Below are 1,558 nucleotides of genomic sequence, written 5' to 3' on the forward strand. Positions count from 1 at the left end.
GACCTGGCCGGCGCCGACCGCCACGCGGCCCGCGCCGCGCCATTCGCCCACCGTCAGCCCGCAGGCGATGAAGGCCGAGCCAACCGCCGCCACCATCACGATCGCATGCCCTGCCATTGCGCCGGCCGGCCCGAACAGGCTGGCCAGCCCATCGACGACAAGGCCGGAGACGAGCGGCCCCGCGACGCCGCCCGCCCCCGCCGCGACGGGAAGCTCGGGTGGCACCGGCACGAGGGAGAGCGCCGCGGCGCCGAGCGGCAGCGCCGCCAGGAGCCCGATCAGCCGCGCGGGGAAGCTGCCGAGGCCGCGATGCGTCGCCAACCGGAAGGCCCAGGCGAGCAGCGCGAGGGATGGCAGCACGGCGGCGAAGCCGAAGGATTGCAGCAGGACGTCCGAGACGATCGCCCCCACCGGCCCCGCGAGATTCCGTGTCGGCCCGTCCGTCGCCGTGTTCAGGGATGGATCGGCCGGGTCATGGCTGCCGAGCGCGATCAGCAGGCCGACGCCCGCCAGCGCGACAAGCACGCCGCCCAGTTCCATCATCCGCCGCCGCAGCACCGCGCGCACCGCGGCGGAGGCGAAGCGGCCGGGCGCGCCGGCGTCGGTAGCGCGGGACTCGTTGGTCAGGGCAGCACGGGGCATGTCGGGCGTCGAGTTCAGGTTGCGGATGAACCATACCGCAAACCCCATTGTCGGCGCAGCGTTTACCTGCGGCGCCAGACCCTTCGCCCGGGCGCTGTGGTCAGCCGGTCACGCCTTGTGGCCCTATTCGCCGGCCAGCCGCTCGATCAGGGCGCGCAGCATCCCCGCACCTTCGGCCAGCGCCTCGATCGCGACCGGCCGGCCTTCGCCACCGCCGGTCGCCGGCGGCCAGGCGGTGCGGTCGCGCGCGAGTTCGGCGGCTGACACCCGCCCGTCGCCATCGAAATCGAGGCTTTCGACCAGCAGCCGTGCCGCCGCGGCGGCCGCGACGCCGCCGACCCCGGCCGCCACCGCAAGCCCTTCCGGCGGGCTGTCCTGCTGCGCGGCGAGCGCCCAGGCGGCGCCACGCAGCAGCCGCGCGATCTCGGCCACGCCAAGCAGCCGGTCGCCCGAGACATCCCCCTCCGCGATCAGCGCGGCGATGCAGGCCTCGATCCCCGCGCCCTGGCAGGCGGCTTCGAGCCTTTCGAGCGTGGCCAGGAAGGCGAGCCCTTCCCCGTGCAGCAGGAGCAGCGCGGCCGGCGGCGTTTCGCAGCGCGTCCAGCGCAGCACTTCCGTCTCGCCGGGCAGCCTGTCGTCGCGCAGCTTGGCGTCGGGTTCGGCGGATTCCAGCGCGTCGCCGGCGGCGCGCAGCATGATGCGCGGCGCTTCCGCGCCGCCGCCCGTGCCGATCGTCCAGCCGTCCTGCGCGCGCAGGGTTCGGAATCGGAGCAGCCGCGCGGCGCCCTCGACCGGCAGCCGCAGCGCGCCGCGGGCCGAAACCTGCAGCACCGCCTCCGGCGCGGTACACGCGCCCCGCACCCAGGCGGGATCGGGAGAGGACACGGCCGAACTCCTGTCACAGCTGAAGCTGGGA

2 protein-coding genes are annotated in these 1,558 nt (G+C 75.3%); both read right to left on the bottom strand.

The features are described from left to right. Nucleotides 1–642 (bottom strand): DNA translocase FtsK 4TM domain-containing protein (locus HW577_RS24810; protein ID WP_198378760.1); only part of this gene is annotated, 642 nt, incomplete at its 3' end. Between the two features lie 123 nt (nt 643–765). Continuing rightward, a partial coding sequence (locus tag HW577_RS24815) for a hypothetical protein (RefSeq protein WP_232475227.1) occupies nt 766–1,558 on the bottom strand: 793 nt, incomplete at its 5' end.

Origin of the sequence: Neoroseomonas rubea (assembly GCF_016106015.1) — a bacterium.
Taxonomy (GTDB): domain Bacteria; phylum Pseudomonadota; class Alphaproteobacteria; order Acetobacterales; family Acetobacteraceae; genus Neoroseomonas; species Neoroseomonas rubea.